The 25,112-nt window shown below is 66.2% G+C and carries 23 protein-coding genes; 16 read left to right on the top strand and 7 right to left on the bottom strand.

The window, feature by feature from the left end:
• Position 1: 1 nt before the first annotated feature.
• A complete protein-coding gene (locus ACN9MV_RS00195; protein WP_093057118.1) occupies positions 2 to 691 on the bottom strand; it encodes a response regulator transcription factor in 690 nt (229 codons plus the stop codon).
• Positions 692 to 828: 137 nt separating this feature from the next.
• On the opposite strand from ACN9MV_RS00195, the gene ACN9MV_RS00190 reads away from it, so the two are divergent.
• From ACN9MV_RS00190 to ACN9MV_RS00170, 5 genes are read left to right on the top strand one after another with little or no spacing between them, the layout of a single operon-like run.
• Positions 829 to 1,689 carry an alpha/beta hydrolase gene (locus tag ACN9MV_RS00190; protein ID WP_307614826.1) on the top strand — a complete coding sequence of 287 codons (861 nt, stop codon included), beginning with the start codon at positions 829 to 831 and terminating at the stop codon, positions 1,687 to 1,689.
• 44 nt (positions 1,690 to 1,733) lie between these two features.
• Entirely contained in the window at positions 1,734 to 2,033 is a 300-nt protein-coding gene (locus ACN9MV_RS00185; protein WP_426390963.1) for an acyl carrier protein, read from the top strand.
• A complete protein-coding gene (locus ACN9MV_RS00180) occupies positions 2,030 to 3,307 on the top strand; it encodes a beta-ketoacyl-[acyl-carrier-protein] synthase family protein (RefSeq protein ID WP_426390962.1) in 1,278 nt (425 codons plus the stop codon). The genes ACN9MV_RS00185 and ACN9MV_RS00180 overlap by 4 nt, the downstream gene beginning before the upstream one ends.
• A 40-nt stretch (positions 3,308 to 3,347) precedes the next feature.
• The gene (locus ACN9MV_RS00175) at positions 3,348 to 4,475 is read left to right on the top strand and encodes a sterol desaturase family protein (protein ID WP_426390961.1); all 1,128 of its coding nucleotides are present in this window, start codon (positions 3,348 to 3,350) and stop codon (positions 4,473 to 4,475) included.
• A gap of 54 nt (positions 4,476 to 4,529) precedes the next feature.
• Positions 4,530 to 5,012: a GNAT family N-acetyltransferase gene (locus ACN9MV_RS00170; protein WP_307614823.1), complete on the top strand. Its 483-nt coding sequence runs from the start codon at positions 4,530 to 4,532 to the stop codon at positions 5,010 to 5,012.
• A gap of 10 nt (positions 5,013 to 5,022) precedes the next feature.
• Here the strand turns inward: ACN9MV_RS00170 and ACN9MV_RS00165 are convergent, their stop codons facing one another.
• Positions 5,023 to 7,266 (bottom strand): heavy metal translocating P-type ATPase, encoded by a 2,244-nt coding sequence (locus ACN9MV_RS00165; protein ID WP_426390960.1) that lies wholly within the window; start codon positions 7,264 to 7,266, stop codon positions 5,023 to 5,025.
• 130 nt (positions 7,267 to 7,396) lie between these two features.
• Here ACN9MV_RS00165 and ACN9MV_RS00160 point away from each other — a divergent pair, with 130 nt between their 5' ends.
• Both ACN9MV_RS00160 and cueR read left to right on the top strand, forming a co-directional pair.
• Positions 7,397 to 7,591: a heavy-metal-associated domain-containing protein gene (locus tag ACN9MV_RS00160; RefSeq protein WP_007833622.1), complete on the top strand. Its 195-nt coding sequence runs from the start codon at positions 7,397 to 7,399 to the stop codon at positions 7,589 to 7,591.
• On the top strand, positions 7,588 to 7,992 hold the full coding sequence (gene cueR, locus ACN9MV_RS00155) for a Cu(I)-responsive transcriptional regulator (RefSeq protein WP_093057125.1): 405 nt from the start codon (positions 7,588 to 7,590) through the stop codon (positions 7,990 to 7,992). The genes ACN9MV_RS00160 and cueR overlap by 4 nt, the downstream gene beginning before the upstream one ends.
• A 1-nt stretch (position 7,993) precedes the next feature.
• Here the strand turns inward: cueR and ACN9MV_RS00150 are convergent, their stop codons facing one another.
• Positions 7,994 to 8,938 (bottom strand): YcjF family protein, encoded by a 945-nt coding sequence (locus tag ACN9MV_RS00150; RefSeq protein ID WP_426390959.1) that lies wholly within the window; start codon positions 8,936 to 8,938, stop codon positions 7,994 to 7,996.
• A 564-nt stretch (positions 8,939 to 9,502) separates the two neighbouring features.
• On the opposite strand from ACN9MV_RS00150, the gene creB reads away from it, so the two are divergent.
• Both creB and creC read left to right on the top strand, forming a co-directional pair.
• Positions 9,503 to 10,297 carry a two-component system response regulator CreB gene (creB, locus tag ACN9MV_RS00145; protein WP_093057126.1) on the top strand — a complete coding sequence of 265 codons (795 nt, stop codon included), beginning with the start codon at positions 9,503 to 9,505 and terminating at the stop codon, positions 10,295 to 10,297.
• Entirely contained in the window at positions 10,294 to 11,733 is a 1,440-nt protein-coding gene (creC, locus tag ACN9MV_RS00140; RefSeq protein ID WP_426390958.1) for a two-component system sensor histidine kinase CreC, read from the top strand. The genes creB and creC overlap by 4 nt, the downstream gene beginning before the upstream one ends.
• On the opposite strand, the gene ACN9MV_RS00135 is transcribed toward creC, so the two are convergent.
• From ACN9MV_RS00135 to creD, 4 genes are all read right to left on the bottom strand, one after another.
• On the bottom strand, positions 11,727 to 12,338 hold the full coding sequence (locus ACN9MV_RS00135) for a hypothetical protein (RefSeq protein WP_426390957.1): 612 nt from the start codon (positions 12,336 to 12,338) through the stop codon (positions 11,727 to 11,729). The two genes, creC and ACN9MV_RS00135, sit on opposite strands and share 7 nt — an antisense overlap.
• Positions 12,339 to 12,423: 85 nt before the next feature.
• The gene (locus ACN9MV_RS00130; protein ID WP_093076474.1) at positions 12,424 to 14,826 is read right to left on the bottom strand and encodes a penicillin-binding protein 1A; all 2,403 of its coding nucleotides are present in this window, start codon (positions 14,824 to 14,826) and stop codon (positions 12,424 to 12,426) included.
• A 20-nt stretch (positions 14,827 to 14,846) separates the two neighbouring features.
• Complete coding sequence (locus ACN9MV_RS00125) at positions 14,847 to 16,139, bottom strand: glycoside hydrolase family 3 N-terminal domain-containing protein (RefSeq protein WP_426390956.1); 1,293 nt, start codon at positions 16,137 to 16,139, stop codon at positions 14,847 to 14,849.
• Positions 16,136 to 17,578, bottom strand: coding sequence for a cell envelope integrity protein CreD (gene creD / locus ACN9MV_RS00120; protein WP_426390955.1), 1,443 nt, complete (start codon positions 17,576 to 17,578; stop codon positions 16,136 to 16,138). The genes ACN9MV_RS00125 and creD overlap by 4 nt, the downstream gene beginning before the upstream one ends.
• A 203-nt stretch (positions 17,579 to 17,781) precedes the next feature.
• Between creD and ACN9MV_RS00115 the strand changes: the two genes are divergently transcribed.
• The 7 genes from ACN9MV_RS00115 (at position 17,782) to ACN9MV_RS00085 (ending at position 25,104) form a co-directional block, all read left to right on the top strand.
• Complete coding sequence (locus tag ACN9MV_RS00115) at positions 17,782 to 19,845, top strand: VIT and vWA domain-containing protein (protein ID WP_426390954.1); 2,064 nt, start codon at positions 17,782 to 17,784, stop codon at positions 19,843 to 19,845.
• A 26-nt stretch (positions 19,846 to 19,871) separates the two neighbouring features.
• Complete coding sequence (xrtQ, locus tag ACN9MV_RS00110; RefSeq protein WP_426390953.1) at positions 19,872 to 20,801, top strand: exosortase Q; 930 nt, start codon at positions 19,872 to 19,874, stop codon at positions 20,799 to 20,801.
• Positions 20,782 to 21,351, top strand: coding sequence for a hypothetical protein (locus tag ACN9MV_RS00105; protein WP_093174660.1), 570 nt, complete (start codon positions 20,782 to 20,784; stop codon positions 21,349 to 21,351). Before xrtQ ends, ACN9MV_RS00105 begins: the two co-directional genes overlap by 20 nt.
• Before the next feature lie 17 nt (positions 21,352 to 21,368).
• Complete coding sequence (locus ACN9MV_RS00100; protein ID WP_426390952.1) at positions 21,369 to 22,634, top strand: biosynthetic peptidoglycan transglycosylase; 1,266 nt, start codon at positions 21,369 to 21,371, stop codon at positions 22,632 to 22,634.
• Entirely contained in the window at positions 22,631 to 23,401 is a 771-nt protein-coding gene (locus ACN9MV_RS00095) for a GNAT family N-acetyltransferase (RefSeq protein ID WP_426390951.1), read from the top strand. Before ACN9MV_RS00100 ends, ACN9MV_RS00095 begins: the two co-directional genes overlap by 4 nt.
• Positions 23,402 to 23,445: 44 nt before the next feature.
• Positions 23,446 to 24,342: a pirin family protein gene (locus ACN9MV_RS00090; protein ID WP_426390950.1), complete on the top strand. Its 897-nt coding sequence runs from the start codon at positions 23,446 to 23,448 to the stop codon at positions 24,340 to 24,342.
• Between the two features lie 195 nt (positions 24,343 to 24,537).
• Positions 24,538 to 25,104, top strand: a complete 567-nt coding sequence (locus ACN9MV_RS00085; RefSeq protein WP_426390949.1) for a Spy/CpxP family protein refolding chaperone — start codon at positions 24,538 to 24,540, stop codon at positions 25,102 to 25,104.
• Positions 25,105 to 25,112: the final 8 nt, after the last annotated feature.

Below are 25,112 nucleotides of genomic sequence, written 5' to 3'. Positions count from 1 at the left end.
ATCACACCTCGGCTTCGAGCAGGTAGCCGATGCCGCGCAGCGTGCGGATGCTCGCGCCCGTGCCCTGCAGCTTCTTGCGCAGGCGGGAGATGAAGGCCTCGAGCGCGTTGTCGCCAAGCGATTCGTCGAAGCTCGACAGCTTGTCGGACAGCGCACGCTTGCTCACGGTGCGGCCCGGCGGACTCATGAGTTCCCACAGCACCTCGAACTCGCGCGCCGGCAGGTCGAGCGGACCGCTCGCGGTCGAGAAGCGGCGCGCCTTGCGATCGAGCTTCAGCTGGCCCAGCAGCACGATGTCTTCGGTGCCCTTGGCGCGGCGCACCAGCGCACGCAGGCGGGCTTCGACCTCGGCCAGGTCGAAGGGCTTGCCGAGGTAGTCGTCGGCGCCCGCATCGAGGCCGGCAATGCGCTCCTCGGTGCGACCGCGCGCGGTGAGCACCAGCACAGGAGTGCGGTCGCCGCGCGCTCGTGCCTGCCGCAGCGCGGTGAGGCCGCTTGCGAGGCCGCTGGTCGGGCTCGCGGTGGCCGGCAGGTTGAGGTCGAGCAGCACGGCATCGAAGGGCTGCACGCGCCACAGGTGATCGGCATCTTCGACGTTGGTCGACACGTCGACACGATGGCCGGCATCCGCGAGGCTGCGCACCATCACATCGCGCAGAACGGCGTCATCTTCGACAAGCAGAATTCGCATGGTTATTGAGTGGTTGGGGGTGATCTGCCTTGCGAACGACGGGTCAGCGGCCGGTCAGTCGCTCCAAGCGATAAACGCAACATGAGCATACGACAGCAAGATGAAATACGGGCCATTTTCATGGCCGACGCCACACGATGAGCGCGCGTGAACCCTCCGATCTTTTGAGCCTGGTGCCTCCGGAGGTGGAACGCACCGCCGTGGTCTTGCTGCATGGTTTATGCAGCACGCCTGACGAGTTGCTGACCGTGCAGTCCGCCCTGCGCAGCCGCGGCTACTCGGTGCACCCGCTGTCGATCGAGGGTTACTCGTTCGACGCCAATGCGCCGCTGCAGCGCGCGGCGCCGTACGAACGCTGGCTCGACGCGATCCAGGCGCAGGTGAAGGCACTGCGCGCGCAGCACGACCGCGTGATGCTGGTGGGTATTTCCGCCGGCTCCTCGCTTGCGCTCGGCGCGGCCATCCGCTGCGGCAGCGAAGTCGATGCGCTGGTGCTCATGTCGACCACGCTGCGCTTCGACGGTTGGGCCATTCCCCGCACACAGTTCCTGCTGCCGCTGGCCTTCTACACGCCGCTCGGGCGGCTCTGGCAATACCGCGAACGCCCGCCCTACGGCGTAAAGAACGAACGCGTGCGCGCCTGGATCGAGCGCGAGCTGCGCCACCGCAAAGTCTCGCGCGCCGGCAGCTCCGTCATCGGCGTGGGCCACCTGCGCGAGCACGACCGGCTCATCCGCCACGTGCGCCGCAACCTCAACAGCGTGCGATGCGACAACGTGCTCGCGCTGCACGCCCAGCAGGACGAAGTGGCCAGCGTGGCCAACCTCGACATCCTCGCGCGCGGCCTGCGCTGCCGCGCCTTCCGCACCGTGGTGGTCGCCAACAGCTACCACATGATCACAATCGACAACGATCGTCAACAGGTTGTGCGCGAAACAGTGTCGTTCGTCGATGCAGTGGCGCATGGCACGATGCCCGAGCATCCGCTGTACGCCTGACACCTTCGACAACGTTCGATCACGCCCGAAAGGAAAGCATTTCCATGTCTTCTTCCAACGCTTCTTCGCCCACCTTCAACAGCATCGCCGCGATCCTGGAAACCGACTTCCGCGTCGAGCGCTCGGCCATCTCGCCGGACACCGCGCTGTCCGACCTGGGCCTCGACTCGCTCGCGCTGATGGAGTTCGTCTTCGCCGTCGAAGACGCCTTCCACCTGCGCATTCCCGAAGACCGCCTCGACCCGCGCGAAGCCGGCATCACGCTGCAGCGCCTGTGCGAAGTGATCGACACGGAAAGTGCCGGCAGCGCAGCCGCCGCCCAGCCCGCCGAAGCCATCGCATGAGCAGCGGTGCAGCCCACGCCGCGCTCGCCGCTTCGGCCGCACGCGCCGCCTCCGCGCCGGTGCGCGTGAGCGGCATCGGTTTCGTCACGCCCATCGGCCGCACCGTCGAAGCCTTCGACGAGGCACTGTTCGCGGGTCGCTCGGCCGTGCGCGCGCAGACGCTGGAGATCAAGGGCATGGACCCGATGCTGCTCGCCGTTGCCGCCTGCGACTTCGATTCGAACGGCGTGCGCAGCACCTCGCGCCTCCCGCTGGACCGCGGCACCGCCATGGCGCTGGCCGCCGCGCAGGACGCGGCTGGCGAAGCGAAGCTCAACCTCGACGCCATCGACCGCGACCGCCTCGGCATCTTCTGGGGCAGCGGCCTCGCGGGCGCCGGCACCTTCGACAACACCACCAGCGCGCTCTACGGCGAACAGCGCCGCATGCGCCCGACGACAGTGCTCACCGTGATGCCCAACGCCGCCGTGGCAGAGCTCGCGCTGCACTTCGGCGCGCGCGGTTCGGCCATTGCCTACGCCTGTGCTTGCGCCTCCTCGGCCGTGGCCATCGGCGAGGCGATGCGCGCCATTCGCGGCGGCTGGATCGACGTTGCCATCGTCGGCGGCCACGACGCCATGCTCACGCCAGGCGTGATGGCCAGCTGGCACGCGATGCGCGTGATGGCTCCGCCGCCGGCCGATGCGCCCTCTTCGGCCTGCCGCCCGTTCTCGGGTGACCGCGCGGGCTTTGCCATTGGCGAAGGCGCGGCCGCGCTGGTCCTCGAATCCGAAGCGCATGCAGCCGCACGCGGCGCCGAAGCCGCGCCCTTCGTGCTTGCGGGCTACGCCACCAACTGCGACGGCACACACATCACCAACCCCGACGCCCCGGGCCAGGTGCGCGCGATGCGCGCCGCACTGCGCGATGCAGGCATCGAAGCCTCCGACGTCGGCCATATCAACGCACACGGCACGGCCACTTCCGCAGGCGATGCGGCCGAAGCCGCATCTATCCGCGAGGTGTTCGGCAACCACACACCGGTCAGCGCGACCAAGGCCATCCACGGCCACGTGCTCGGCGGTGGTGGCGCGATAGAGCTCGTTGCAGCGCTGCGCGCACTGGCGCGCGAGACGCTGCCGCCCATCGCCAACCTGCAGACGCCCGACGCCGCATTCGATCTCGACTTCGTGCAAGGCGAGGCGCGCGAGGCCAAGGGCATCCGCTATGTGCTGTCCAATTCCTTCGCCTTTGGCGGCACCAACGCGGTCATCGTGGCCGGCCGCGCGTCCTGACGCTGAAGATTCGCTGAACCCTTCCTGAAAAACGAACGCGGTGCACCGGCTGGTTGTTTTCGTCGTGCCCGTGTTCGCGCTGCTCATGGCGTGCGAGTTCGCATGGGGTTGGCTCAAGCGGCGCAACACCTACCGCTTCAGCGACACGCTCGGCAGCCTGAGCCAGGGGCTGCTGAGCCAGGCACTGTCGGTGTGCACGCAGCTGTTCCAGATCGGTCTCTACGCGATGATCTATCCGCTGGTCGCGATATGGACGCGGCCCAGCTTCTGGGACAGCGTTGTGGGCTGGATCGTCGCCGTGCTGCTGTTCGACTTCTTCGACTACTGGCTGCATCGCGCAGGCCATGAATCGGCCGTGTTCTGGGCTGCGCACTCGGTGCACCACCAGAGCCAGCACTTCAATTTTTCCACTGCGCTGCGGCAGGAAAGCACCGTGGCCTTTCTGGGCTGGGCCTTCTACCTGCCGATGGCGGTGGTGGGGGTGCCGCCCGAGCAGTTCGGCCTTGCGGGGCTGATCGTGCTGGTCTACCAGTTCTGGATCCACACCGAGCACATCGGCAAGCTCGGCTGGTTCGACCGCGTGTTCTCGTCACCGTCGAACCATCGCGTGCATCACGCGGTGAACGACGGCTACGTGGACCGCAACTACGGCGGCATGCTCGTGGTGTGGGACCGCATGTTCGGCACCTTCGCTGAAGAGAAAGAGCGCTGCGTCTACGGCACACGCAAGACGCTTGCGAGCTTCGACCCGATGCGCGCGATCCTCGGCCCGTATGCGCCACTGTTGCGAGACGCCTGGCACACACGGCGCTGGCGGGACAAGATTGCCGTGTGGTTCAAGCCGCCGGGCTGGCGGCCGGTCGACGTGGCGCAACGGTTTCCCGATGCACCCTTTTCGCTGGAAGAAGCGATGCACATTCACGATCCGGTGCTGACGCGCCCGCAGGTGGCTTCGGCCTCGATTCACTTCGCGTGCTGGGTCGGCGTGACGCTGGCCTTTCTGTGGCGCGCCGACGACCTCGCGTTCCAGACGGGACTGGGACTGCTTGCGCTGGCCGTTGGTGGCTTCTGGTCCATTGGCGCCGTGCTCGACTCGCAACTGCGGCTGCGATGGGCCTGGTGCGCACAGCTGGCCTTGCTGGGAGTTTCGGCGGTACTGCTCGCCTGACGGCCTCGCTATGTATGCTCGGCGCTCTCATCGCACCGGGAGCATTCCATCATCATGCGCAGGCTGGCCACACCCGAAGACATCGACGCAGTTTTTGCCCTCTACATGCACGAGAAGGTCGTGCGCTTCCTCGGCTACGACCCGATGCCGATCGAAGACTTTCGCGCCATCTACCAGGCACTGCTCGACACCCTGTGCTTCTATGTCTATGAACGCGAAGGACGCATCGCCGGCTTCTACCGCGCCACGCGCTATCCGGGTCGCATTCAGCATGTGGCCGGCCTCGGTACGCTCGCTGTCGATCCCGCATTCCATGGCCAGGGCGTTGCGCTCGCCATGGTCAGCGAGGCCATCGATGCACTGAAGACTGCCGGCGTCAAGCGCATCGAACTCTTCGCCGAAAGCGACAACGCGCCCGCGCTGCGCTTCTACGAGAAGCTGGGCTTCGAGCGCGAAGGTACGCTGCGCAAGTACTACAAGCGGGCCGGCGAAGATAACTACGTCGACGAGTACGTGATGGCGCTGCTGTTCGACTGAAAAGGCATCGTCAGGGCTTCCAGCGCCGCAGCAGCAGCGCGTTGGCCATCACACTCACGCTCGACAGCGCCATGGCTGCGCCGGCCACCACCGGGCTCAGCAAGCCGAAAGCCGCGAGCGGAATGCCGGCCACGTTGTAGGCAAAGGCCCAGAACAGGTTCTGCCGGATCTTCGCGACCGTGCGTGCAGAGAGCTCGAAAGCCTGTGCCACCAGCGCGAGATCGCCACGCATCAGCGTGATGCCGGCCGCTTCCATCGCCACGTCGGTGCCGCCACCCGAAGGCGCCATCGCGATGCCCACGTCGGCCGCGGCCAGCGCGGGCGCATCGTTCGCGCCGTCGCCGACCATCGCCACGACGTGCCCGTTCTTCCTCAATGCTGAAACCTGCGCCGCCTTGTCGGCCGGCAGCACATCGGCGCGTACGTCTTCGGCCGCGATGCCCAGCCGCGCCGCCATGGCTTGAGCCGCACGCAGGTTGTCGCCCGAGATCATCACCACGCGAAGGCCGCGTGCACGCAGCGTGCGGATGGCTTCTGCAGCTTGCGGCTTGGGCTCGTCGGCGAAGGCAAACAATGCATGCACGTGCGCGGCACCGGCTTCATCGAAGCGCAACAGCGCGGACACCGTGGCGCCTTGAGACTGCAGACGATCGACTTCCGCAGCGTCGGGCATCGCGTCAAGTTCACGACACCAACGCAGGCTGGCGATGGCCCAGTGCACGCCGTCGACCTCACCACGCACACCACGACCCGGCCACGCCTGCATCACACCCAGCGCAGGCGCCTGCACGTTGCGCTGCGCCGCAGCGGCCAGCACCGCCTTGGCCAGCGGATGCTCGCTGCCGCTCTGCAGGCTGGCGGCCGTCGCCAGCAATTGGTCTTCACTGGCATCGGTGCCTGCCACGGGTACCAGCGCAGTGAGCACCGGCCGGCCGATCGTCAGCGTGCCGGTCTTGTCGAATGCAACGGTGTCGACGCGGTGCGCGACTTCCAGCGCACGCGCATCCTTGATCAGGATGCCGTGACGCGCCGCCACGCCCGTACCCGCCATCACCGCGACAGGCGTTGCGAGGCCCAGCGCACACGGGCAGGCAATGACGAGCACCGCCACGGCATGGATCAACGCAGTCTCGATGCCCGCGCCCGCAATCAGCCAGCCCGCCAGCGTGAAGAGCGCAATCACCAGCACCACCGGCACGAACACGGCCGCAACCTTGTCCACCAGCCGCTGGATGGGCGCCTTCGCCGCCTGCGCGTCTTCGACCAACCGGATGATGCGCGCGAGCACGCTCTCTGCGCCGATCGCGCTCACTTCGATGACCATGCGGCCATCGCCGTTCACCGCGCCGCCGGTCAATGCATCGCCCGGCCCTTTGGCCACCGGCAGCGGCTCGCCGGTGAGCATCGATTCATCGACTTCGGATTGCCCTTCGATCACGCGTGCGTCGGCCGGCACGCGTTCGCCGGGCCGCACCGCGAGGCGGTCGCCCACCATCACCTCGGCCAGCGGCACATCGCTTTCCTTGCCGCGCGGGCCCACCAGGTGCGCCACTTCGGGCCGCAACTGCTGTAACGCGCGGATCGCCGACGTGGCCTGGCGCTTGGCACGCGCCTCCAGCCACTTGCCGAGCAGCACCAGCGTGATCACCACCGCCGAAGCCTCGAAGTACAGGTGCGGCATCGCACCGTGGCCCGCATGCTCGCCGGTGGCCGCGCGCCACCAGAGCCAGAGCGACAAGCCAAAGGCCGCGCTGGTGCCGAGTGCCACCAGCAGGTCCATGTTGCCGGTACGCGCTTTTGCCGCATGCCAGCCCGCGCGATAGAAGCGCGCACCCAGCCAGAACTGCACCGGCGTCGCGAGCAGCAGTTGCAACCATGGCGGCAGCATCCAGTCTTGCCCGAAAGGATCGCCGAGCATCGGTGCCAGCAAGGGAATCGACAGCGCCAGGCCGACAGCGACCGGGCCGAAGCCGTGCCATGGCGACAGCGCGGCTTCTTCGGCCGCTGTGCTCGCCGCGCGCGGCTCGTAGCCTGCGGCCCGTACGGCTCGGCGCAGCAGGACGTCCATGTCCTCGTTGCCGCCTGTCACCACGCGGGCCGATTCGGTCGCGAGATTCACGCTCACGTCTTGCACGCCCGGCACGTTTTTCAGAGCACGCTCGACACGCATCACGCATGAGGCGCAAGTCATGCCGCCGACCGAGAGGTCGAGCGTGGTGGTGCCGGGGATTTGCTGCTGCAGAACTTTTTCCATGCGCCAAGGCTAAAGCCTCACACCATGGCAAGGTCAAGCAGATAAATTCAGTGCCCCTGCGCTGGACATTGACATCGTGAGAGGGTTCAAACTTGCGTCCTCAGTCAATCACTTTCAAGGAGCTACCACGATGAGCCAGAAATTCCAGGTCACGGGCATGAGTTGCGGCCACTGCGTGAGCGCAGTACAGAACGCGGTGCAAACGGTGGACCCCGAAGCGCAGGTCACGGTCGATCTGGAAACGGGCCATGTCGACGTATTGAGCGAACAGCCGCGCAAGGACATCGTGGCCGCGATCGAGAACGCGGGCTACGCGGTTCAATGACGACGGGCCATGTCGCCATCGGCGAAGCGGCGCAGCGCTCCGGCGTGTCGGCCCGTATGGTCCGCCACTACGAAGGGCTAGGCCTGCTGCCGGCGGTGGCGCGCACCGAAAGCGGCTACCGCCAATATGGGGAGGCCGACATCCACACGCTGCGCTTCATCAAGCGCTCGCGCGACCTGGGTTTCTCGATGGAAGAAATCGCGGAGCTGGTCGGGCTGTGGAACAACCGTCGGCGCGCAAGCTCGAGCGTGAAGCGCATCGCCGAGAAACACCTCGGTGAACTGGAGCAGCGCATTGCCGACATGCAATCCATGCGCAACACGCTGGCCCACCTGGTTCATTGCTGCCACGGCGACGCAAGGCCGGACTGCCCCATCCTCGACGACCTGAGCAAGGTCTAGATCAGGCGCCCCGCACCAGCGACAGCACCTTGCCTGCACCCAGCGTGCGGGCCTTTTCCTGGATGGCCGGCAGGTACTGCGTCTGCAGGCTCTGCCCTTCCTTCACCACGCCCGAGAACGCGTCCTTCAGCATCTGCGTCGACAGCGTGCGGCCGCCGGCGTAGTAGCGCTTGGCCACATGGCCCAGTGCGTAGGTCGAAGCAAAGCTCATCCCCGAGCTCACGGCCTGGTTGCCCAGCCCGCGAAGCAATCCACCGCCAACCTTGCCAAGGAGGCCGCCGAGCAGCTTGCGCCCGGCCTGCTCCAGGTACTGCGAAGTCAGGCCCACGCCGACCGTGGCCAGGAAATCCTTGATGTGGCCGCTGTCGAGCTGATAGCCGTACGACTGGCCGATGCGGTAGACCAGCTTCATCTGCAGCGGAATGATCGCCATGGTCGAAAGCGTCTCGGGCAGCAGCTCCAGCGCGCCGTTGAGGATTGCAGCGTTGAGGATCGACTTGTCGAGCTCGGCGGTGTCGGGCGTATTCGGCGTCGATGGCGCCGCGACCGCGGTGCCGGCAGCAGCAGCAACAGGCACCGCCGCAATGTCTTCGGCCTGCTGCGAAAACGCGGCCGCCGAAGCATCCAGCCCCAGCGACGTGCGCGCATCCGCCAGGAACATGCGCTCCGCCTCCGACTGCGTGCCGTCCGCGTCGCACACGCACACCGCCATCTCGTAGGCGAGTTGCCTGGCTTCGCTGCTTTTCAGCTCTCCGGCCACCGAGGCCAGCGACACGCGCTTCATCAGCACGTCCTGGTACAGCGTCGGCAGGTTCAGGCCGTCGGCCTGCGACAGGCCCTCGGCAATCCGCTTGATCTCGGCCCGTTCACGCTCGTGCTTCTCACCATCGACAAAGGCAGCCAGCAGGCTCAGGGTAACTATCGACTTTGTTTCTGAAGGTGTCATGTTCAACATTTCGCAATATGAAGGATCAGGTTCGGTCGTCGAAGGGGCCGGAAGGTTCCGGCGAGCTTCTCCCCACAAACCTTGAGTAACTCTGTGGATAACGTTGGTACTTCTGTGTAGCGGAGTTGCAAGTCTTTGATTTAAAAGGGAAATCTACAGATCGCCCAAATTTTCAGCAATGAATTTCTCCGGGGAAAAACCGCCTTTCGCAGATTTTCCGGAAGGAGTCAAAGCACAACTCTGGGGACAGTTTTTGAACAAGCCAGGGCTTATCCACAGGCCGGATCGGTTACCCAATGTTGTTCATGTGGCGGGTACAAACCGGAAGCGCAGCTGCGCACAGTGACAGAGCCATGACAAGTGCTTGTCACATAACGAAAAAAACGGCATGTCCACAGAAGAGGGCAACCCTTATCTACTACTACTAATTTGAATAAGAAGAATAAGAAGACAGGGAAAGGGAAAGCTGCGCGCGAAAAAAAAGCCGCGAACGGCCGCGCCAGTCGATGGCGCCTTTGAACAAAACCAGTCCTCCCGTTCCACTCCCCTCGGTAACATTCGTGGATGAGCTTCAAACCCCGGATCCTGATTGCCGAAGACGAATCAGGCATCGCCGACACGCTGCAGTACGTCCTCAAAAGCGACGGGTTCATTCCGGTCTGGTGCGCCACGGCCGAAGAAGCCATCGCCCAGTTCGCGCAGGAACCCCCGGCGCTGGCCATCCTGGACATCGGATTGCCCGATCTCAATGGTTTCGAGCTCTTCAAGCGCCTCCAGGCGCTCAACCAGTCCATGGGCGGCCCGGAGGTGCCCATGGTGTTCCTGACGGCCCGCAGCGACGAAATAGACCGCGTGGTGGGCCTCGAACTGGGCGCGGACGACTACATCGCCAAGCCGTTTTCGCCGCGCGAACTCGTCGCCCGCGTGCGGACTATCCTGCGGCGCAGCGCCAGAAACGGCGCAGGAGCCTCCACAGCGGGCGCGGCTCCAAACCATGGGATACCCCATCAAATCCAGGCCCAGACGCCTCCAGCGAGCTCACAGGCACCCGCACTGCCCTTTTCGCTCGACAACGAGCGCATGCAGATTCGTTATTACGGACGCCTGCTGGAACTCTCCCGTTACGAATACGGGTTGCTCAGACTGCTGGTGCAACGGCCCGGCCGCGTCTTCACGCGCGACGAGTTGCTCGAACTTGTCTGGGACGATTCCAGCGACAGCTTCGACCGGACGGTAGACGCGCACATCAAGACCCTGCGCGCCAAGCTCAAGGCAATCGCGCCGGAAGTGGAGCCGATCCGCACGCTGCGCGGCACCGGCTACGCACTGAACGAAGAACTGCCCGCCAAGGCGTCGTGACCCGGCGCACGCGGATCTTCATCGGCATCCTGCTGATCTACACGGCGGGCATCGCCTTCCTGCTGTACCGCGTCGTTTCCGACATCGACCCGCGCTACCGCGAGTCGGCCGAGGAATCGCTGGTCGAAACCTCGCAGTTGGTGGCCAGTCTGGTCGAGCAGGACGTGATCGCCGGTGCCATCAACACGGCGCGGCTCGAGCCTCTGTTCCGAACGGTCTACGCGCGCGAGTTCTCCGCCCAGATCTACAACCTGCACAAAAGCCGTGTCGAGCTGCGCGTGTACGTCACCGACCGCAATGGCCGCGTGATGTTCGATTCGCTCGGCAGGCATCTGGGCGCTGACTATTCGCAGTGGGCCGACGTGAGCCGCACGCTCGCCGGCCTGTACGGCGCGCGCACCTCGCGCGATGTCGACGGCGACCCGCGCACTTCGGTCATGTACGTGGGCGCACCGATCCGCTGGAACAACGAGATCGTCGGCATGGTCAGCGTAGGAAAGCCGGTGCAGAGCTTCGGCCAGTTCGTGGAAGACGCCCGCGTGCGCACCATCTGGGTAGGCGTCGGCTCGGCACTCGCGCTGCTGCTGCTCACGCTCATCGTCTCGATCTGGCTGGTGCGGCCCTTCGGCCTGATCCGCGACTACTGGGCCTGGGTGCGCGCGCAGCGCAGCCTGAGCCTTGTGCGCATGGCACGCCGCGCGGTCGACGGCGTACGCACCGGCTTCAGCGAAATGCGCGATGCCCTCACCGGCCGCAACTACGTGGCCGACTACGTGCAGACCTTCACGCACGAAGTGAAAAGCCCGCTCTCGGCCATCCGCGGCGCGGCCGAGCTGCTGCAGGAGCCGTCGATGCCGCATGCCGAGCGCGAACGATTCCTGAAGAACATCGAACGCGAGACGCAACGCATCCAGGAAATCGTCGACCGCATGATGGAGCTCACCGCGCTCGAGACGAGGCGCACGCTGGACCGCACAGAACCGGTGGTGCTGGCTTCGCTGATCGAGGACATCGCCGCCAGCGCACAACCCGCGGCAGCCAAGCGCAACATCAAACTGCTCGTGAACATCCGCGACGATGCCCGCACCGAAGGCGACCCCTTCCTGCTCCGCCGCGCCATCAGCAACCTGCTCGACAACGCCATCGATTTTTCACCGCGCGACAGCGAAGTTCTGCTCACGTTGGAAACGACGTCGAAGCTGGCCCGCGTGAGCGTGCGCGACCACGGCCCGGGCATTCCGGAATACGCGCAGGAAAAAGTCTTCGAGAAGTTCTATTCGCTCGCCAGGCCGCACAGCCAGAAGAAGAGCACGGGGCTGGGGCTGGCGTTCGTGAAGGAGATCGCGGCATTGCACCGCGGCCGGATCGATCTGGGCAACGCGTCGCGCGGTGGCGCCGTGGCGACGCTCACGCTGCCGTTGTTGTCACATCACTGAGGGCGGCCGATCAGCGCGCAATAGGCGCTGCGAGTTTCCGGACTCACAGCCCCGAGCGCCTGCAGGTACTGCGTCTGGTGCTGCCCGATCATGCGAGCCGACGCCACCGTCTTCGAGCGGCAATACCAGTGGCAGGTGTGCTGCATCAGGAACAGCTCGGCCGACATGGTGAAGGCTTTCGATTTAGGCGTGCGCCCGGCTTCGTTGCGCATCACGCCGGCAACGCCGCGTGCGTGGATGAGCAGGGCCTGGCGCACATCGAAGGTCGAACCCGGAAAGAATTGTGTGAACAGCGGAATGGCCACCGGCAGCTTGCTCACGCGCGTGGCGGGTTCGGGCATGCGCGAGAACTCTGCGGCGAAGCTGTCGAACTGGGCGGAGAGCTTTTCCTCGGTGGCGTCGAGCAGGTGCCAGATCTGCTGGCGGCGCTCGGCGTCGTCTTCGCCGAGGCAGCGCATGTAGCCGGAAGTGAGGCTCTCCATCAGCCTTTCGATCTGGTAGCGGCCGAGGTGGCTGGCCAGCAGCGCGATGCGCATGCGCTGTTCCCTGGACTTGAGGATGTAGAAGCCAGTGGCAAAGAGTGCCACCAGAGTAAGAATTTCCATGGATGCGTGGAGAAGAAAAAGAGAAGGCGGGAAGCAGCACCGAGTGTAGGCACCGCGACCCGCCTTCTCTTTTCAGCTTTGCGACTTACCGGAAGAAATCGAGGATCCTGTTGCGTTCTTCCGGTACTGGCGGCGCTCCGATGGGCGCACCCGTGAGTTCTTCGGCCGGCGGTGGCGGCGCTTCGCTCTCCAGGCCCAGGCTCGCCACGTTGTGGCCCGGCGTGAAGTCGTCGAAGTACCACTCGCCGTCGACGTTCACCACGCCAGGCGGTTCCGCGGGCTGCGTCACCGGCACGCCCTGCAGCGCGGTCTGCATGTAGCCGATCCAGATCGGCAGGCTCAGGCTGCCGCCGGTTTCACCGCGCACGCCGAGTTGGCGCGGCGTGTCGTAGCCGATCCACGCGATGCCGACCATGGTCGGCTGGAAGCCCGCGAACCAGGTGTCGAATGAGTCGTTGGTGGTGCCGGTCTTGCCGTAGAGGTCGTCGCGCTTCAGGGCCTGGTGCGCCTTGAAGCCGGTGCCGTTCTTCACCACGCTCTGCAGCAGCGAATCCATGATGAAGGCGTTGCGCTGTGGAATGGCGCGGCGCGCTTCGTCGAGCACAGGCGGCTCGGTTTCCATGATGACCTTGTCCCTCATGTCGGTGACACGCGTGACCAGGTACGGATTGACGCGGTAGCCGCCATTGGCGAACACCGAATAGCCCACCGCCATCTGCATCGGCGTGACCGAGCCGGCGCCCAGGCCCATCGGCAGGTTGGCAGGATGCTTGTCCTTGTCGAAGCCGAACTTGGTGATCCAGTCTTGCGCATAGGGCGCGCCGATCGACTCCAGCACGCGCAGCGTGACGAGGTTCTTCGACTTCATCAGCGCGGTGCGCAGCGGCATCGGGCCTTCGTAGGTGCCTTCGAAGTTCTTCGGCTCCCAAGGCTGGCCGCCGTTGGCGCTGGCGTCGAAGTACAGCGGCGCGTCGTTCACCACGGTTGCGGGTGTGAAGCCTTTTTCAAGCGCGGCCGAATAGATGAAGGGCTTGAAGCTCGAACCCGGCTGGCGCCAGGCCTGCGTCACGTGATTGAACTTGTTCTTGCCGAAATCGAAACCGCCGACCAGCGCCTTGATGGCACCGCTGCGCGGGTCCATGCCGATGAAGGCGCCTTCGACCTCGGGCAGCTGCGTGATCTCCCAGGTGTTCTTCGGCGTCTTCGCCACGCGGATGACTGCGCCGCGGCGGATCTTGATATTTGGTGGTGCCTTCGCCGCGAGGCCCGACTGCGCGGGCTTCAGGCCATCGCCCGTGATCTGGATGGTTTCACCGTTCGCGCGCACGGCGCTGATTTCCTTCGCGTTCGCGTCGAGCACCACGGCCGCGACCACATCGCCGTTGTCTGGATGTTCGGCCAATGCGTCGTCCACGGCTTCGTCGATTTCCTTCTGCTCGGTCGGCAGGTCGACGAACCTCTCGGGGCCGCGGTAGGGCTGGCGGCGCTCGTAGTCCATGATGCCCTTGCGCAGCGACCTGTAGGCAGCTGCCTGGTCGGCCGCCACGAGTGAGGTATAGACCTTCATGCCGCTGGTGTAGATGCTGTCGCCGTACTGCGCGTACATCATCTGGCGCACCGTCTCGGCCACGTACTCGGCATGCAGGCGGTTCGGATCGGCGGCGTCGCGCAGGTGCAGTTCTTCCTTCTTGGCTTCTGCAGCCTGGTCGGCGGTGATGAAGCCGGTTTCCTGCATCCGGTCGATCACGTAGAGCTGGCGCGCCCGCGCGCGGCGCGGGTTGGCCACGGGGTTGTTGGCGCCGGGCGCCTTCGGCAGGCCGGCCAGCATTGCGGCTTCGGCGACGGTGACGTTCTGCAGCGGCTTGCCGAAATAGGTTTCGGCGGCGGCCGCAAAGCCGTAGGCGCGGTTGCCCAGGTAGATCTGGTTCAGGTAGATCTCGAGGATCTGGTCCTTGGTGAGCTGCCGTTCGAGCCGCAGCGCCAGCAGGATCTCGTAGGTCTTGCGGCTCATCGTCCGCTCCGAGCTCAGGTATACGTTGCGCGCAACCTGCATCGTGATGGTCGACGCGCCCTGCTTGCGGCCGCCCTTCAGGCTGGCCACCGCTGCGCGCAGGAAGCCCTTGTAGTCCACACCGCCGTGGTCGTAGAAGCGCGCGTCTTCCACAGCCAGTACCGCGTCTTTCATGACCTTCGGAATGTTGGCGAAGGGCGTGAGGTTGCGGCGCTCTTCACCGAACTCGCCGATCAGCTGGCCTTCGGTCGAGTACACGCGCAGCGGCAGCTTGGGCCGGTAGTCGGAGAGCTCCGATACGTCGGGCAGCTTCGGATAGATGGCGACCACCGCGACGATGGCTGCGACCAGCACCACGAGCGCGCCGGAGCCGACCGCGATGGCGCCCCAGCCGGCAATGCGCTTCCATGGCGCGCGGGGTTCGTTGGACGCCGCATTGCCGTCGTCGGAAGGTTTGGAGCTTGAGCGTTTGAACATAAGAGTTGGCTGCTTACTGGCTAGCGAAAGGATTGGAGCCGCCGCGCGCTGCTGCGTTCCTGCATCGGGAGGTCGAGCGTGCCTTGCCGCGCAGCCTGCAGCGCGCAATGCATGGCATCGAAATACTTGTCGTGGTCGAAGGCGATCAGCAACAGGTCCACGCCGGCGCCAAGGGCGCGAACGGTGGCATCGCAAAGACCGCGGTTGTAGGCTGCGCCCATCGTGAGATCGTCGGTGACGAGCAGGCCCTGGTAGCCCCATTCGCCTCGAATCACCCGCTGCACGATTTTGCGCGAGAAAGAGACCGGATATTCGGCGTCGAACTCTACAAGGATGACATGGCCGAGCATGATCGCGGCATCCGAATGTTTCGACACGTCTTGAAACGGCTTCCAGTCGTGCGCCGCGAGTTGGGCGACAGGCGTGCGCAGTTCGGCGGCGAAATGATGGGTGTCCTCGGCCACGCCGCCCAGGCCGGGAAAGTGCTTGAGCGTGCCGCGAACGCCTGCGGATTCAAGGCCCAGCTCGTAAGCGAGCGCCACCTGCGCAGTGATGGCGGGGTCGGCCGAGATCGCGCGTTCGTCGATGCGGGTGTGGAAGTCCCAGCGGCCCGGTGCGCGGCCGGGCCGCAAGTCGACCACCGGGCTGAAATTGAGCGTGATGCCAAGAGCCGCGAGCGCCTTGCCCTGTTGCGCGCCGTAGGCATGGGCGCGTTGTGTGAGCTCGTTGTCGGGCACATCGGCGTCGAGCAGCGAGGCGAGTGCAGGCTGGCGTTCGACCAGTGGCGAGAGACGCGAAACCGAGCCGCCTTCCTGGTCGGTTGCGACGATCAGCGGTGGCAGGCCGGCTTCGCGGCGCAATGCCTGCAGGCCCTCGATTTCATCGCGCAGTTCAGCGGCCGTGCGGCCCTTTACATTGCGGCCGGTTACGAAGATTCCGCCGATCAGCCCCTTCCTGGCCAGCTCTCGCAGGTTTTTCGCATCGTCGTACCCGACGATGAAATGCGCGCCCAGCGCCTGCGCGAGCGGGCCCTCCGATGCATTCACTTCGGCCCGGTGCTGGTGCGATGCCGCTTCATTGCACAGGGCAGTCAGCAAGGCCGCGAATGCCAGGCCCAGAGCGACCGGGCGCAAGTTGCCCCGTGCAAACCGCCAGGCGATTGCGATGCCGGCCACCAGCATCGCCAGCAGCAAGGGCAGTTCCCACGCGCGCATGAAGCGCAGATGCGGGTCCTTCAGGTGCCAGGCCCAGAACCACAGTGTGGCCAGGGCCAGCCAGCCCGATGCACTCGCGATGACCCGCAGCAGTCTCATGCCGCCTGCGCTTCCGGTGCCGGTTCCACGCGCCGCGAGAGCGCATACCAGTCGACCTTGCGCGTGACGAGCATCAGCGTGGCCAGCATGCCGAAGATCAACAGCGCACCGAGCAGAAGCGCATTGCTTTCGGAAGCCAGCAGGCCGTAGAGCGCGCCATAGAGCAGCGCCACAAAGGCGCCGAAGGACAGGCCGCGCCGCCAGCCTCCCAGCACCGCGCTGAAGTACACGGCCAGCAGCGCGACGCTCGCCGTGGCGGCACCCGCATACGCCATCCAGAACGCGAACTTCTCCGACAGCGCGAGCAGCAGCAGGAAGAACAGCGCGATCGACAGGCCGACCAGGCCGTACTGGATCGGATGCAGGCGCAGCTTGCGGAACAGCTCGAACATGAAGGCGGCCATCAGCACGAGCCCGATGAACAGCGCACCGTACTTGCCGGCGCGCGTGCTCATCGAATACACGTTGATGGGTTGCGCGAGAGACACGTCGAAGGTCTGCAGCGGACCTATGTTCTGGCGTGCCTGGGTGGTGGCGGCTTCAGCGGCGTTGCTGCGACCCGAGAGACCCGCGCGTACCTGTTCGCGCGCAGAAGTCACGAGCGACGACACACGCCAGTGCGCGTCGAAGCCCTGCGGCGTCACGCTGCGCTCGGCCGCGAGAAAGCGACCGCCGAAGCTGGGGTGTGCCCAGGGCGAGGTCAGATGCGCGGTCGTTTCCTCGGCGATGGGCGCGATGGAGAGCGTGTCCTGCCCGACCAGGCCGAGCTTCATTTCAAACGCGATCGGTGTGCTGGCCTGCCATGCACTGAGCGCTGCACCGGTGAGTGGCGCGTGGATGCCGTCTGCAAACCATGCACCGTCGGCCAGGCCCGGCACGCGTTGCTTGAAGCGCAGTGTCTCGCTGCCCACCGTCATCGCGGGCGAGCCGTCGAGGCCACGAAGGTCGCTCACGTTGAAGGCGATGAAGGGCACCTTGAATTCGATGCTCGAGTCGGACTCGCTGTGCGGCACGGCCTTCGGGTCGAAGGCCGTGAAGCCGCCAGTGAGCGCAGCGTTGAGCGTGTAGAACGGAATCTTGAAGATGCCGCGATAGCGCTCCTGCGGCGCCATCGTGCCTTCGATGTGCAGCTTGTCAGGGAACACCACGTGGGCCATTTCCTTGCTGCGCGGCTCCTGGCCGATCACTTTTCCCTGTGCGTCGCGCAGCGGCTCCATCCAGCGCTCCACATACGGCACCAGCAGCAGCGGCCCGACCATCGTCTGGCGGCCCGCATAGGTGGCGGCGAGCTCGTCGGCTGCTTCGCGCTGGCTCTCGCCGCGGGCGCGGTTGATCGAGTCGATCTCCCCCAGCGGAATGCACAGGAGCAACAGCAGGAAGAACAGGCCGGCGACCTTGGCCAGCACCGAGCTCTGAAGGGCCTTCAACAACTGAAGCATTTTTTCTCTCCTCGTCTGTAGCGAAGCCGCGATGCTCGCCGCGCGATCCGAAGGCCGTGTGAAGCGTGCGCGCCGCTTCGCTTCACACAGACTTCACAGAGCCGGGCACGGGTGTTTTCGACTTCAAGAAGTCTTCCAACTGCCTTCTCGTGTGGTGCCGACAGTTGCGGCTGTGCAAGTTCGCACGGACAAGGACCCCCGCCATGGATGCCCACATCACCACCCCACGTCCCGGCCGCTGGCTCTGGCTCGCCACCGTGAGCCTGGCGACTGCGGGCTTCATTGCCATGGGCGTGCGCCCTGCGCATGCGCAGGAAGCGCCCGCCGGCCCGCGCCTGAAGACCGAAAGCCCCTATTTCTTCGTGAAGAGCGACGATCCCTCGGTCGACCGCCTGCCGTTGAAGGGCACCGAGGTCTCGGTGAAGATCTCGGGCGTGATCGCCGACGTGACGGTCACGCAGACCTACCGCAACGAAGGCCAGCGCGCCATCGAAGCGAAGTACGTTTTCCCCGGCTCGACCAAGGCTGCCGTGAGCGGCCTCAACGTGCGCCTGGCCGACCGGCTCATCACCGCGCAGATCCGAGAGAAGCAGCAGGCGCAGATCGAATACGACACCGCCAAGAAGGAAGGCAAGACCGCCGCGCTGCTCGAGCAGCACCTGCCCAATGTGTTCCAGATGAACGTCGCCAACATCCTGCCCGGTGACGACGTGAAGGTGGAGCTGCGCTACACCGAACTGCTGGTGCCGCAGTCGGGCAACTACCAGTTCGTGTTCCCGACCGTGGTCGGGCCGCGCTACAACTCGCCGCAGTCGGAGAACGCGCAGGCCAAGTGGGTCGCGCAGCCCACGCTGCCTGCTGGCGTGGCGCCGGCCACCAACTTCAAGCTCAAGGCCAGCATCGACACGCCGATGGGCATCAAGGAAATCCGCTCGGCCACGCACACCATCGACGTGAAGAAGAGCGACGAAGACCAGCACGCCGACATTGCGCTCAAGGCCGACGGTCGCCCCGCCGACAACCGCGACTTCGTGCTCGACTACCGCCTGGCGGGCGAGAAGATCGAATCGGGCCTGATGCTCTACAAGGGCCAAGGCGAGAACGCAGAGAACTTCTTCCTCGCGATGGTCGAACCGCCCAAGGCCGTGGCCGCCAGCGCCATCTCGCCGCGCGACTACATCTTCGTGGTGGACATCTCGGGCTCGATGCACGGCTTTCCGCTCGACACCGCGAAGACGGTGCTCGAACGCCTGATCGGCGGGCTGCGCCCCAGCGACACCTTCAACGTGCTGCTGTTCTCGGGCAGCAACAAGATGCTCTCGCCCAAGTCGGTGCCGGCCACGCGCGCCAACATCGAACAGGCGCTCGCCACCATCCAGAACTACAGCGGCAGCGGCAGCACCGAACTCATTCCTGCGCTCAAGCGCGCGTACGCCGAGCCCAAGGAAGAAAACGTATCGCGCAGCATCGTGGTGGTGACCGACGGCTACGTGACGGTCGAGCGTGAAGCCTTCGAGCTGGTGCGCAACAACCTCTCGAAGGCCAATGTGTTCGCTTTCGGGATCGGCTCGTCGGTCAACCGCAGCCTGATGGAAGGCATTGCACGCGCCGGCATGGGCGAGCCCTTCATCATCACCGACCCGGTGCAGGCGCCTGAGCAGGCCGCGCGGTTTCGCCGCATGGTCGAGTCGCCGGTGCTCACCAGCGTGAAGGCCACTTTCGGCGGGCTCGATGTGTACGACGTGGAACCGCAGGCTCTGCCCGACGTGCTCGGCGAACGCCCGGTGATCGTGTTCGGCAAATGGCGTGGCGAAGCCAAGGGCCGCGTGATCATCGAAGGCCAGAGCGCCAGCGGCCCGTACCGCCAGGAAGTTCGCATCGACGATCGCACCCGCCAGGACACCGCCGCGCTGCGCACGCTGTGGGCCCGTCACCGCATCCAGAGCCTGAGCGACCAGGAAACGCTGGAAGGCGGCACGGCCTTCAAGGAACGCATCACCGAGCTCGGCCTGAAGTACAGCCTGCTCACGCAGTACACGAGCTTCATCGCCGTCGACAAGGTGGTGCGCAACGTGGCGCCGCAAGACAGCGTGGGCGTGAACCAGCCGCTGCCGATGCCGCAGGGCGTGAGCAATCTCGCGCTGGGCGCCGAAGTGCCGAGCACGCCCGAACCCGAATCGCTGGGCGCCATCGCCGTGGTGCTGTCGATGCTCGCGATGCTGCGCCGCCGTGCGCGCCGCAGCGACGCGCGTCGTTTCACTGCCTGAACAAAAGCAAAAGAGAGAGAAGAAAAATGTCTTTGGCAACGCTCGCCCACCGCCACCCGCGCATCGTGGACTGGGGCATCCACATCGACCGCACGCCGGCCGCCGGCTGGCTGGGGCTGCAGTCCATCGCGCTGATGCCGACCTGGGTCTGGATGGTGCAGCGCATGCGCGACGGCTCCGACGATCCGATGGGCCTTCTGGCGCTGGTCGCCCTCGCAGCGCTGACCTGGAGCCGCCGGCATGAGCTGCGCGCCTCGCCGCGGCTGGGCTGGCTCGCGTTGGCAGGCGCCGGCACCGTGCTCGCGACGCTGCTGCGCACGGGGCTCGGCTTCATGCCCGCGCTGCCGCCGCTCGCGGCCGGGCTGGTGGCCGTGCTGGCGCTGGCTTGCGGGCTGCTGGCTTTTCTGCCGCGCCGCGTGGCGGCGTTTCCGGTGGCCGGCCTTGCTGTGCTCGCGTTGCCGCTGCTGTCGTCGCTGCAGTTCTACGCCGGCTATCCGCTGCGCGTGCTGACGGCCGAAGTCAGCCGCTGGCTGCTGACGCCGGGCTTCGACGTGGCGCGCGAGGGCACGAGCCTGATGATCGATGGCCGCCTGGTGATCGTCGATGCGCCCTGCTCGGGCGTACAGATGGTGTGGCTCGGCTACTTCACGGCCTGCGCCGTCGCACTGTGGGCGCGCCGCAGCGACCGCGCCTTCATGCGACGCCTGCCGATGGTCGGCCTCTTCGTGCTGGCTGGGAACATCGTGCGCAACAGCGTGCTGATCGCCTTCGAAGGCGCTGGCCATCCGCTTGCGCCGTGGGCACACAACGCGCTGGGCCTGCTGGTGCTGGCCGTGGTGTGCGGCGCCATCGCCCGCCTCATGGTGCCGGCGCAGTCCGAACCCCAAGCTGCCGAACACCCCATTCCAGGCCTGATCACCACCCAAGGAAGCCGCCATGTCGACACCGTTCTTTGAACGTTGGTTTGCAAACCATTTCATCAACCGCATCGGCCACAAGACAGCCTTTGCGCTGGCGATGGTGCTGTGCGTGCTGTGGTCGGCAACCGCGGCCATGCGCGCACCAGCCGAACCGGTTGCTGCCGTGATGTCGCACGAATGGCCTGGCGAGTGGGATGGCGTCCCGTTGCGCCCGCTGGCCCTGAGCGACGTGGAGCAGCGCTTTGCCGACCGCTTCCCCGGCGCCATCGGCCGCATGACCGATGGCACGCAGACCCTGGTGATGCGCGAAGTGGCGCAGCCCACGCGCATGCTGCACCCGGCGACCGATTGCTATCGCGCGTTGGGCTACCGCATCGAACAGGCGCGCCTGGAACGCGATGCACAGGAGCGCATGTGGCGCTGTTTTGTTGCGCAACGGCACGGCGCGCAAAAAATCCGCGTTTGCGAGCGCATCGTCGATGCCCGAGGCACTGCTTTCACAGACACTTCAAGCTGGTACTGGGCAGCGGCCAGCGGCCAATCCCATGGGCCGTGGCAAGCTGTCACGGTGGCAAAACCGATCTGACGATCCGAGAACGTGCCTTGAAGAAGATCCTGCGATTCGTGCTCTATGGCCTGCTGGCCTTGGTCATTACGGCGTGTGTAGCTATCTTTTTGATAGTCAAGCTGGCGCTCGCGCCGGCTGCGGGTGAGTGGAGCACCACCGTGAAGACGGGCCCGCTGAATTTCGAGATCGGCATTCCGACTGCAGTGCGCGTGGCCACCTCCACGTGGTTCGCGCCCTACCTCGACGGTCGTTCGCTCGACACCAGCTTCGGCACCGTGCGCTTCGCCTGGAAGCCGGCCGGCGATCTGCTCGAAATGCAGTGCGCCCCCTGCAGCGCGGAGGTTCCGGCGCTCGGCACCCAGCCGATCCGGGTCGAACGCCTGGTCGCCACCGTGAAGCGCGACGGCAACACGCTCAATGGCACCTTCGAAGCCACGCCCCAGGGCACAGACACCACCCGGCTGCAAGGCAACTGGGACGGCAGGCTCACGCCGAAGAACATCCATCTGAACGCCAGCGTGCAGGACGCGCCCATCGCGCGCTGGTACGCGGTGCTGGTGCCCACCCTGCCCGAGCTGCAGCGCGCACGCATCGGCGGCACGCTGGCGCTGCGCGGCCAGCTCGTGCTGCCAGAGGCCACCTTTGCGGTGCAGCCCGTCATCAGCCAGTTCACTGTCGAGGGGCTGGGCACCGAAGCCATGCTCAACGCGCGCACCAGCTGCGGCCCCTCGGCCAAGCTCGCCAACGACAGCTGGCTGGCGCGCGCCGTCATCGCCGCAGAAGACCAGCGCTTCTTCACCCACAGCGGCTACGACCTGACCGAGATCCTCGCGTCGATCGACAACAACCAGAAGCCCGGCCAGATCCGGCGCGGCGGCAGCACGCTCACGCAGCAGCTGGCCAAGCTGCTGGTGACGGGCAGCGACCGCACGGCCGAGCGCAAGCTGCGCGAGCTGCTCTACGCGGTCGAGATGGAGCAGACGCTGGGCAAGGCCCGCATCCTGCAGCTGTACCTGGACAACGCGCCCTGGGGCGGCAACATCTGCGGCGCCGAGGCCGCGGCGCGCCGCTACTTCAAGCGCAGCGCACGCACGCTCGAACCGGCGCAGGCCGTGTGGCTCGCCGCCATGCTGCACAAGCCGCAGGCCGTGCTCGAGCAATGGCGGCGCGACGGCCACATCGACGCCGACCGCATCAAGTGGGTTGCCGAGGGCATCCGCGGGATCAGCCGGAACCAGCGCGAAACGCTGCTCAAGGGCGTGGCCGCGGCGAAGTTCACGGCGCCGGAGGCCACGCCATGAACACCATGACACTGAACGTCACCGACATCGAAGCCATCGAGCGCGCCACCATCGCAGCCGTGTCGCCCGACCTGACCGAGGAGCTCGACGGCTGGCTGCTGCCCTTTGCCGGCGGCACCGTGAAGCGCGCCAGATCGGCCGTGCCGCTGCACCGCAGCGCGGTCGACCACGCAACGCTCGACCGCATCGAAGACCGCTACGACAGCCGCCAGGTCGTGCCCGCGCTGCGGCTGGCCGACGCACCCTGCTTCGACGGGCTGCGCGCCGAGCTGGAGCGGCGGCACTACATCGGCGACAGCCCGACCTGCGTGCAGATCGGGTCGGTGCAGCGCATGCGGCAGGTGGTCGCGCCGGGCGACGCATTGGCCGATGTCGACCGCGCGCCCGACGACGCGTGGTCGGCGCTGTTCCTCGGCGAGGGCTTCGATCCGGTGGACGGCGCCCATCGCGTGCGGATGCTGTCGCGGGCCAAGGGCACGCTCTATGCCAGCGTGCGCGAAGGCGGCCGCACGCTGGCGGCCGGCGCAATGGCATTCGGCCACGGCTGGGCCAGCGTGCACGGCATGCGCACCGACCAGGCGCAACGCGGGCGCGGCCTGGCGGGGCGCGTGCTCGCCGGGCTGGCGCAGGCCGCATCGGCGCGCAGCTTCGAGCGGGTCTTTCTGCAGGTCGACGCACACAACCACCCGGCGCTGTCGCTCTACCGCCGGGCCGGCTTCGAGACGCATTGGAAGTACAGCTACTGGCAGCGCCAGCAGTGGCCTTGACGGGGCGGGTGGCGCGGCAGGCGCGTTAGTGCCACCATGGACGCATGATGAATGCCAACCACCACGCCAACCACCCCACCGATCCCGTCGCCACGCCGCGCGGCATCGACCACATCGTGGCCGGTGTTTCCACCAGCGACGGCGACGGCGTGAAACTCACCCGCGTGCTGCAGCAGCCCCTGCAGAAGCGGCTAGACCCGTACCTGATGCTCGATGCCTTCGGCAGCGACAACCCGGGCGACTACATCGGCGGCTTTCCCAACCATCCGCACCGCGGCTTCGAGACCGTCACGTACATGATCGCGGGCCGCATGCGCCACCGCGACAGCGAGGGCCACGAGGGGCTGCTCGAGAACGGCGGCGTGCAGTGGATGACCGCCGGCCGCGGCCTCGTGCACAGCGAGCTGCCCGAGCAGGAAGAAGGCCTGATGGAAGGCTTTCAGCTGTGGCTCAACCTGCCTGCCAAAGACAAGATGCGCGAGCCCTGGTATCGCGACGTCCAGACCGAAGAGATTCCCGAGTTCACCACCACCGGCGGCGCGCACGTGCGCGTGATTGCTGGCGCAAGCCACGGCATCGAGGGTGCGGTGCGGCGCGAGCACACCGAGCCCCTGTACCTCGACATCACGCTGCCGCCGGGCGCCGAGTTCGCGCAGCCGCTGCCGGACGATCACAACGCGCTGGTCTACGTGTTCCGCGAATCGCTGTGGATCGCGGGCAGCGAAATTCCGACGCGGCGCATGGCGATCCTGGCCAACGACGCGGGCAGCGACGGCGTGGTGCTGCGCGCCGGCGCAACCAACCACAGCCCGGCGCGCGCGCTGCTCATCGCCGGCAAGCCGCTGCACGAACCCATCGTGCAATACGGGCCCTTCGTGATGAACACGCAGGAGCAGGTCAAGCAAGCCGTGCACGATTTCCAGAACGGCAAGCTGGGCTGAGCCTGTTCACCCCCGAAGCGACTGTGGCCGGCCAATCGAGGCAATAAGTCACGCCATGCGTTGTGCCCACGGTCGCGGTTCATCATTCTTTACGCAAGCTCACGCAGGGCTAACTGGCGCGACACAGAGCTCTTCCACACTTCGTCTCACCTGCTGCCCATCGGTGGCGGGCTTCTTCGAAAGGAAGCAACTCTCATGATTTCTCTTCGCCAACGCATCGTCTGGGCCAGCCTGCTGGGTTCGGCCGCCCTCGCCTCTTCGGGCGCCTTTGCTCAAGCGCCGGCCGCTGCTCCCTCCGCACCCGCCGCCGCGGTGGCCCAGGCCGACAGCGCCGCCGCGCCCAAGGCGCAGCACAAGCGCATGGACCCCGCCAAGCGCATGGAGCGCATGCAGGAGCACCGCGCCAAGCGTCTTGCCGCCCTGAAGGAAAAGCTCAAGCTCACTTCGGCACAGGAAGGCGCATGGAGCTCCTTCACCACCGCGACGCAGCCGCCCGCCGGCCCGCGCCCGCACCTGGACCGCGCCGAGTTCGCCAAGCTGACCACGCCGGAGCGCCTGGAACGCATGCAGACCCGCCAGGCCGAGCGCAGCGCGATGTTCGCCAAGCGTGCCGACGCCACGAAGACCTTCTATGCCGCGCTGACGCCCGAGCAGCAGAAGACCTTCGACGCCGAGACCGCGCACTTCGGCGGCCCCCGTGGCCACGATGGCCATCGCGGTCATGACGGCCACCGCGGTGCGCCGGCACCCGCCAAGGGCTGACCCCCGCC

Origin of the sequence: Variovorax sp. R-27 (assembly GCF_049913215.1) — a bacterium.
Taxonomy (GTDB): Bacteria; Pseudomonadota; Gammaproteobacteria; order Burkholderiales; family Burkholderiaceae_C; genus Variovorax.
This window is presented reverse-complemented; position numbering and strand designations above follow the sequence as displayed.

Bases quoted from the DNA above. Each gene is read 5' to 3' on its own strand.
- ACN9MV_RS00105 (WP_093174660.1), top strand. From the start codon at position 20,782: ATGTCGACACCGTTCTTTGAACGTTGGTTTGCAAACCATTTCATCAAC.
- ACN9MV_RS00130 (WP_093076474.1), bottom strand. From the start codon at position 14,826: ATGTTCAAACGCTCAAGCTCCAAACCTTCCGACGACGGCAATGCGGCG.
- ACN9MV_RS00160 (WP_007833622.1), top strand. From the start codon at position 7,397: ATGAGCCAGAAATTCCAGGTCACGGGCATGAGTTGCGGCCACTGCGTG.
- xrtQ (WP_426390953.1), top strand. From the start codon at position 19,872: ATGTCTTTGGCAACGCTCGCCCACCGCCACCCGCGCATCGTGGACTGG.
- ACN9MV_RS00095 (WP_426390951.1), top strand. From the start codon at position 22,631: ATGAACACCATGACACTGAACGTCACCGACATCGAAGCCATCGAGCGC.
- ACN9MV_RS00115 (WP_426390954.1), top strand. From the start codon at position 17,782: ATGGATGCCCACATCACCACCCCACGTCCCGGCCGCTGGCTCTGGCTC.
- creD (WP_426390955.1), bottom strand. From the start codon at position 17,578: ATGCTTCAGTTGTTGAAGGCCCTTCAGAGCTCGGTGCTGGCCAAGGTC.
- cueR (WP_093057125.1), top strand. From the start codon at position 7,588: ATGACGACGGGCCATGTCGCCATCGGCGAAGCGGCGCAGCGCTCCGGC.
- ACN9MV_RS00125 (WP_426390956.1), bottom strand. From the start codon at position 16,139: ATGAGACTGCTGCGGGTCATCGCGAGTGCATCGGGCTGGCTGGCCCTG.
- ACN9MV_RS00150 (WP_426390959.1), bottom strand. From the start codon at position 8,938: ATGACACCTTCAGAAACAAAGTCGATAGTTACCCTGAGCCTGCTGGCT.
- ACN9MV_RS00185 (WP_426390963.1), top strand. From the start codon at position 1,734: ATGTCTTCTTCCAACGCTTCTTCGCCCACCTTCAACAGCATCGCCGCG.
- ACN9MV_RS00135 (WP_426390957.1), bottom strand. From the start codon at position 12,338: ATGGAAATTCTTACTCTGGTGGCACTCTTTGCCACTGGCTTCTACATC.
- ACN9MV_RS00190 (WP_307614826.1), top strand. From the start codon at position 829: ATGAGCGCGCGTGAACCCTCCGATCTTTTGAGCCTGGTGCCTCCGGAG.
- ACN9MV_RS00180 (WP_426390962.1), top strand. From the start codon at position 2,030: ATGAGCAGCGGTGCAGCCCACGCCGCGCTCGCCGCTTCGGCCGCACGC.
- ACN9MV_RS00090 (WP_426390950.1), top strand. From the start codon at position 23,446: ATGATGAATGCCAACCACCACGCCAACCACCCCACCGATCCCGTCGCC.
- creB (WP_093057126.1), top strand. From the start codon at position 9,503: ATGAGCTTCAAACCCCGGATCCTGATTGCCGAAGACGAATCAGGCATC.
- ACN9MV_RS00165 (WP_426390960.1), bottom strand. From the start codon at position 7,266: ATGGAAAAAGTTCTGCAGCAGCAAATCCCCGGCACCACCACGCTCGAC.
- ACN9MV_RS00170 (WP_307614823.1), top strand. From the start codon at position 4,530: ATGCGCAGGCTGGCCACACCCGAAGACATCGACGCAGTTTTTGCCCTC.
- ACN9MV_RS00195 (WP_093057118.1), bottom strand. From the start codon at position 691: ATGCGAATTCTGCTTGTCGAAGATGACGCCGTTCTGCGCGATGTGATG.
- ACN9MV_RS00085 (WP_426390949.1), top strand. From the start codon at position 24,538: ATGATTTCTCTTCGCCAACGCATCGTCTGGGCCAGCCTGCTGGGTTCG.